The following is a 6,903-nucleotide window of genomic DNA, read 5'->3' on the forward strand; positions in this document are numbered from 1 at the left end:
CGATGGCTTCAAAAAGATAGCCGCCTCCTTTTACTAAAGGGCTCATAGGTACCTCCTCACAGTAACTGTCTGACATAAAGACTTAGTATATTGGTTGCTTAAAATGGTTTTTTTTGAACAGATTGAATCCAACCTGGCAAACAGATCGGCTGATAATTTCCGTATGATTTCCATGGCAGGTCTCTGGGATATGGCGGAACTCCTCATGTCAGCCCTTACAATTCCAATCGTCATAGTGTTCAACAATGTCTTCTCCTTTCTTGTTGTGCATACTGCTTACTGACCTTTAATATGTTTGGAATAACAACATCTTCCCAGAACTTACGAATACAATCCTTGACAGTAAGTCAATTACTCATAGCATGGTTATAATTGTCATCAAGATCACTTGATGTCTGCTGTCCTTTAAATTGTGCAATTGCAAAATCCCTCAATAACAGTAATCAACGTATCCGGTTGTTCCATGGGGATAAGGTGCCCTGCGCCTTTCATGACATAGGACCTGGCGTTTGTCGCGCTAGCACAAAAACGCTCCACTGTTCGCGACAGGAGGACATCGGAGTATTCTCCGCGGATGATCAGCGAAAGCGTCTGCAAGCGGCGTATCTGGAACCAGATGTCAAGGGGATAGTTTTCAAATATCCGTGCCTCTGCCTCGGGCGGACAGAGCAGTTCAACTCCTCCTTGTTTCGCAGGTTTGGCACCATATGTCACATATGATCGCAGAAAACTCTCATGAAACCTGCGAAACAAGCTTTTTGACTGTAAATATCCATACATTTCCTGGCGGTCTGTCCAATGCGACCTTCTCGCCCTTGCCCGTTGAGCAGAGGAAAGTTGACCCTTCCTTCCCAACAATCCTCTCATGGCATGTCCAAACACTGCTTTGTAAGGCAGCAATACCGGATCAATGAGGAGAATTTTTTTAAAAAGATCGGGTCTGCGTACCGCAGCAAGAATTGTCGCCACTGAGCCGACACTGTGACCGACACCAAACACCGGACCGGTATTTTTCTCATCCAGAAATCGTATCAAATCGCCGGCGATGTCATGCCAGGATGTATTTCCCGCGGTCTGGGCATCTTGCCCGCGCAACCCCAATGCTATCACCCGGAAACTATCTGTCAGCCTGATCAGCATCGGTAAGTAGACACTGACAGGGAAGCCATTGGCATGATAAAAGTGGAGAACCGGTTTCTCACCGCCACTATCCAGATAGCTCAGATTCATCCCGTCAAAATCGTGTGAACCGCAGTTAAAAGGTATATCGATCAAGTTCATGGTGATTGAGCGCCGCTGACGACAAGTAAATTGTTCAGCCTATATCCCAGGGGGCCGGAGTACTGTCAGCAAATCTTGCCGGCATATGGAGCTGGTCAGAGTCGCAGGCCTGTGTGATCAGTTGTCGGGTTTTTTCCATGCCAAGCTTGTTCATCAAGGTGAATGGACCTTCAGGCCAGGCAAGAGAGAGACAAACCCCTGTATCCAGGTCTTTTACCGAGACCACATCTTTTTCAACCAGATGGGTGGCAACGGTGAAAATTGTCCCCAGCAGCCTGTCGATAACCACCTGGCGGCTCGTACTATCCATGCTCACCGGGCCATTCTCCAGATCCCACTTTTCATTGTTCTTAAAACAGTTTTCCAGAGGCTTCGGGACTTCCGGGAATCCGACGTCGGTATCTTTAAGATACTGGTTCATGGACTCGGCGGCATGGTAGGCGGTTCCCATACCGGAGAAGTTAAGAACCCACATGATGCCGAATTTTACTCCTAGGGCCTCTTTGGAGATGTCATCCAGGGTGGCGGCATTGTAGTCGCCATAAAAAGATGTCAATACCATGTAACTTGATATGAAAATCGGGTTTATGGCAAATCCCGGGAAATCCTTGACATTGATTGCTGTTTTTCTGTTTTTCTCGGCAAACTGACGAATTGCTGCCACCGTCTCGTCATTGGTCTTTTCCTGACGGATTATTTCCACCAGTCGGTTTACATTGGCCGGGAAAAAGTAGTGCAGGCCTGCAGTGCGGGACTGGTTCGCCACCTGGGCCATCACTGTTTTGATAAGAAATGTCGAGGTATTGGTGACGAGGATGGTATCTTCGGGACAGGTATCGGACAATGTTTTGAAAATTCCCTGTTTCAACTCGAGATTTTCAACAGCAGCTTCAATGATCAGGTCACAGCTCTGCAGATCATCATACTTGTCAGTGCCCTTGATCCGGCCGGCAATGCTGTTCATATCATCAGCAGTCATTTTTCCGGCCGCCACCCTTTTTTCCAGGACTTTTGTCACCCACTTGTCGTACATCGATTTGACCAGATCTTCGCTCACTTCCTTGAAGATAACGTCATAGCCAGCAGTTGCTGCATTCATACCAATGGCAGCTCCCATGACACCAAACCCGATGATACCGACCGTATTGATTTCCTTCATATAATCCTCCTTAAAAGATAATGGGAACCTTGAAAAATCAACGTTTTCAAGGTTCCCCGATAGCTTCAAGCAATCATTATTACAGCAGCCTACCCTACTTTCAGGACCAGGGCGGCCGAGGTGTCACCTGCTGCACAGCCGGTAAACAAAACATAACCGCCGCCTAAGAGCACTGCCTCTTCGATGCCTTCGATAATTGATCTGCCGGCTGTTGGCGCCTGGGGATGACCGAAAACCATCGAACTGCCGTAGTTGTTAAACGTGTTGATATCAAGGTTCATCTCCTTGGCCATATAGAGATCATTGGCGGCAAATGGATTATGGGTCTTGATCACCTTGATATCTTCAATTGCCAGTCCGGCCCTCTCCAGCGCCATCCTCGCCGCCGGAACCGGTGCCATGGGCATATGCGCCTTCTCAACTCTAGCATAGCCGTAGGAGACAATCTGGACCTCTACGGAAGCATCATCGCTCAACTCTTTTGCCTTGTCCCTAGTGGTGACAATCAGCCCGCAGTTGCCGTCTGCCGGATGAGTCTGACTGCCAAAGGTCAGTTTTCCATCCGGGAGGACCGGTCGTAGCTTGGCAAGTCCTTCAGCAGTGGTCTCCGGTATTCCTTCGTCAGACTCAAGCATTATTGTCTGCCGCTTTGAGACGCGAATCTCCACGGGAAACATATATCTCTTCTGAAAAGCACGATCATCGGCAAGGGAATCCGTGTACTGCTGATAACGGCGAAGTGCCGTAGCATCACATTCCTCGCGGGTAATTCCGCTTTTTTGAACGACATTTTCCGCTGTCTGGATCATGGCAACGCCCCCCCAGGGATCCTTGCCAAAATGATCCATCATCCAGTTCTCTGAGATCACTTGTCCGCCAGGACCATTGGGATTGGGCCAGATGGTATGAGGACCGTTGGAGCAACGATCGGTAAACAGCGTATAGGCTGTCGAAAAGGAATCGGTCTCCAAACCCATTGCTGCCTGGAACAGACCGGTGGTCGAAGTAGAACATGCCTGGCTGATCGTCAGACCCGGAACATGTTCCGCTCCCAACAGAGCGGATGACCATGGACCACCGTAGAAAACGGCGGGCTGACCGATGGTGATCCCTAAAATGAGATAGTCGAAAATCTCAGGGCTGATGTTTTTGGCTTCAAGCCATCTCTTGGAAGTAGCGGCTCCCAGGGTGATAGAATTTTCATTTGCCAGACTTCCCTGCCATTTTGCAAACGGTGTGCAGTAATATCCTTTGTAGGGGATATATGCTTTGCTGAACATAACATTTCTCCTTTGTTAAAAAAATAATATCTCTTTACAGCGTAAGGTATTAGGCTTCATCCCGAAGAACACGCTTGAGGATTTTTCCGGTTGGACTTTTCGGCAATTCATCGACAAAATGCACAACACTGGGGACTTTATAGTTGGCCATGTTTTCACGGCAGTATTTGATAATATCTTCGGAGCTGACCTGCTGAGCGTTATCTTTTAAAACGATGGTTGCGGCAACGGCTTCCCCTTTCTCAGGGTGAGGGATCCCGTATATTGCCAGCTCCTTAATGGCCGGATGGCGATACAGATGTTCTTCAACCTCAGCCGGCCAGATCTTAAAGCCGGCCGCATTGATCATATCTTTGACCCGATCAACAATATAGATATATCCGTCTTCGTCCTTGTTGCCGATATCGCCGGAATGGAGCCAGCCGTTGCGCAGAGCTCTGGCCGTTTCCTCCGGCTTGTTCCAGTACCCTTTCATAACCCCCGGCCCTTTGATGCAAATCTCTCCCCATTCACCGGTGGGAACTTCCTGGTCGGATTCATCCATGATCTTGATCTCAACGTTTTCAACCGGTGTTCCGATGCTGCCGAATTTAGGCTTGTATTCATGATTATATGAGGCAAATGGCGAGCTTTCCGTCAAGCCGTAACCCTGAAAGATATCCCGGCCAAACTGCTGTTTCCACTTCAACGCAACTTCCTGGGGCAGTTGCGATGCTGCTGCAAATTCATAGCGGATGGAGGAAAGATCGTAGTTGGACAGATCCATGTTCAGTAAACCGATGTATATTGTTGGTACGGCAAAAAACATGGTAATTTTGTCTTTGGCGATGGACTCCAGAACAACATTCGGAACATAGCGGCGAAAAAGAGCAAGGGTGGCACAACTGGTAAAGCAGCCGTTCATGATAAAATTCTGTCCAAAGACGTGAAACAGAGGCAAAAACAGCGCCAATATGTCATCTGCTTTACAGCCGGCATGGTGGGCTGCTGCCCAGACATTTGACGTGACATTACCGTGTGTCAGGGTTGCCCCTTTAGGAAAGCCGGTGGTCCCTGAAGTATAGAGAATAACCGCCTCGTCATTGATATCCATGTCACAGGTTTTGATCCCTGTTGATCCCTTGTCGATCCACTCAGCGATTGTTGGAGAACCCTCACCATTCCCCTCACAGATGAGCACCTGTCTGAGTGAGGCGATTTCATCCTGTTTAACATTCGGCAGCAGTTCTTCCACTGTGCAAAGCAGGACCGTCCCTGAGTCGTCTAGAATATATTTCAGTTCATTTGATTTCAGCATCGGGTTGACTGATACAGCGATGGCCCCGATTTTCAATAGAGCGATGTAGCAAAAAATGAATTCCGGAATGTTCGGAAGGTAGAGTGAAACACGATCACCTTTTGCAACACCCTGCTTTTGAAAGGTGTCGGCCAATTTGCTGGAGATGGTGTTCAGTTCAGCATAGCTAATCTGTCGACCTTCAAAGAGTAGAGCTGTTTTTTCAGGAAAAAGCTTTGCCGCCCGCTCGACGTTTTCAACCACATTCATTTGCGACCTCCATTCTTGTTTTCCGGCCCTGTAAGGGCTTTTGTGTAAATAGTTTATCGTTCAGTACGTTGGCATCCTGTGAGAAAAGAGAAATGGCTGCACTGTTGCCGTAGAAACCGTGTCAACAACCCGCATGGCGACAAATCCAGCGCCTTTACTTCTGGACAGGACGGCTCTAAGCATTAGTGACAGAGGATTTTTTCTCCAATTGGAGGATAATCTCGTTGCCGAAGGCTTGGCTGTGACGTGCCATGGCCTCTCTGGCTGCCTCAGGATCTCCTTTCAAGACAGCCTCAACGATTTCATCATGCTCCCCGGCTTCGTGCAATGACAACAGATCTTGTAACTTTGCCCTTATAATTTTACGGTTCAAAGAAATAATAGCGGTGATTAATCCTTGGAAGAGGCGATTGTTGCACATTTCCGCCAGGATAAAATGGATGGCGGTAAGCTTTTTCATGAGGTCGTCCTCTGAGACATGATGTTGCCGCTCTTCCTGCAGGGCTTTTGTCAATTTTTCTCGGTAGCTGTCGTTGATATTCAGCGCGGCCAGACGAGCTATCTCTGGTTCTATCAATTGGCGTACCTGGACCACTTCGGAGATAGTGAGCTTATCAGAAAAATACAAATCGGAAAATCCCGTGTGCAGAAGACCATAAGTAATCTCCTTGACAAAGGCGCCGCCAAGAGGCCCCTGTTTTTTCTCTATAAATCCAGTTACCTGGAGGGCTTGGATGGCCTCCCTGACCACACCTCTGCTGACGTTGAACTGCTCCGTCATTTCCCTTTCCGACGGCAGCTTGTCACCCTCCTTATACACCCCACGGAGGATCGCCTCTTTGAGTTGCGCCAGAACCTCTTCTGTCGCTTTCGCCTGCTTAATGGGCTCAAAAGCATACATAGGTAAACCTTCACTTTAAAAATCATTGAGTACCTTACAGATTGTTTTCTTATTCTTTTTGCAAAAAAACAATCTGCAAGGTGCTTATTCCGTTCATCGGGGTTAGAAAATTTTTGTGATTTCTTTATCGAAATAGAAATATTGATATCAAAAACAAAAAACATTGACAAGGATAATCGTATATAATATGTAGAATAGTTAATGTAGGACCAAAACTGTAGGACCAAAATGCTTTGGGATTTGGCGGTGTCTGGTTCTGTCTTTTAATGCTAATTAGTTTGGAAGTGGGTGCAAAGCCCCCCCAATTCGGATTCCTGCCCTTTATCATGAAAGATCTGGCACCGGCAGGTACGACCATGGGCCAAATTTATCTGGCCACCATCCCGTTCATTCTGGTCGAGATCCTCGCCATGGGGCTAATCATGTTGTTCCCTATGCTGGCACTCTGGCTGTCAAGCTTTATGACGTATTAGTACCTTACCGAATATTTTCTTGTTCTTTTGCAAGAGATAAGCGCAGACTTCGAAATATTCGGTCTAAAGATACTTGTCCATCTCTGCTCGGTTAGTAAGAACAGTTTTAAAAGGAGAGGAGAATTCTAATGGAAGCACAATTAAACCTGCAGCACCTCTGTCGATACCAGATTGGCACCTATGCGGATGTGATCAATCGCAATGCTCTTCTTTATCCTCAGGACGAGGCCTTTATCTATAAATCTGAACGGATTACTTTCCGC

At 47.5% G+C, this 6,903-nt stretch carries 6 protein-coding genes; 1 reads left to right on the forward strand and 5 read right to left on the reverse strand.

The window, feature by feature from the left end; all coding sequences use genetic code 11:
- Positions 1–405: 405 nt before the first annotated feature.
- The 5 genes from ACYQ8U_RS22280 to ACYQ8U_RS22300 all read right to left on the reverse strand — a co-directional run bounded on the left by ACYQ8U_RS22280 (position 406) and on the right by ACYQ8U_RS22300 (position 6,167).
- Positions 406–1,281 (reverse strand): alpha/beta fold hydrolase, encoded by an 876-nt coding sequence (locus tag ACYQ8U_RS22280; protein WP_459947766.1) that lies wholly within the window; start codon positions 1,279–1,281, stop codon positions 406–408.
- Positions 1,282–1,315: 34 nt separating this feature from the next.
- Positions 1,316–2,440, reverse strand: a complete 1,125-nt coding sequence (locus ACYQ8U_RS22285) for a 3-hydroxyacyl-CoA dehydrogenase (protein ID WP_459947767.1) — start codon at positions 2,438–2,440, stop codon at positions 1,316–1,318.
- Positions 2,441–2,529: 89 nt separating this feature from the next.
- A complete protein-coding gene (locus ACYQ8U_RS22290) occupies positions 2,530–3,720 on the reverse strand; it encodes a thiolase family protein (protein WP_459947768.1) in 1,191 nt (396 codons plus the stop codon).
- A gap of 49 nt (positions 3,721–3,769) precedes the next feature.
- Positions 3,770–5,266 carry a long-chain-fatty-acid--CoA ligase gene (locus ACYQ8U_RS22295; protein WP_459947769.1) on the reverse strand — a complete coding sequence of 499 codons (1,497 nt, stop codon included), beginning with the start codon at positions 5,264–5,266 and terminating at the stop codon, positions 3,770–3,772.
- Positions 5,267–5,441: 175 nt separating this feature from the next.
- The gene (locus ACYQ8U_RS22300) at positions 5,442–6,167 is read right to left on the reverse strand and encodes a FadR/GntR family transcriptional regulator (RefSeq protein ID WP_459947770.1); all 726 of its coding nucleotides are present in this window, start codon (positions 6,165–6,167) and stop codon (positions 5,442–5,444) included.
- Between the two features lie 233 nt (positions 6,168–6,400).
- Between ACYQ8U_RS22300 and ACYQ8U_RS22305 the strand changes: the two genes are divergently transcribed.
- Positions 6,401–6,640 (forward strand): hypothetical protein, encoded by a 240-nt coding sequence (locus tag ACYQ8U_RS22305; protein WP_459947771.1) that lies wholly within the window; start codon positions 6,401–6,403, stop codon positions 6,638–6,640.
- Positions 6,641–6,903 lie beyond the last annotated feature (263 nt).

This window comes from Desulfocastanea catecholica (assembly GCF_054657295.1).

Bases quoted from the DNA above. Each gene is read 5' to 3' on its own strand.
- ACYQ8U_RS22290 (WP_459947768.1), bottom strand. From the start codon at position 3,720: ATGTTCAGCAAAGCATATATCCCCTACAAAGGATATTACTGCACACCG.
- ACYQ8U_RS22280 (WP_459947766.1), bottom strand. From the start codon at position 1,281: ATGAACTTGATCGATATACCTTTTAACTGCGGTTCACACGATTTTGAC.
- ACYQ8U_RS22285 (WP_459947767.1), bottom strand. From the start codon at position 2,440: ATGAAGGAAATCAATACGGTCGGTATCATCGGGTTTGGTGTCATGGGA.
- ACYQ8U_RS22295 (WP_459947769.1), bottom strand. From the start codon at position 5,266: ATGAATGTGGTTGAAAACGTCGAGCGGGCGGCAAAGCTTTTTCCTGAA.
- ACYQ8U_RS22300 (WP_459947770.1), bottom strand. From the start codon at position 6,167: ATGTATGCTTTTGAGCCCATTAAGCAGGCGAAAGCGACAGAAGAGGTT.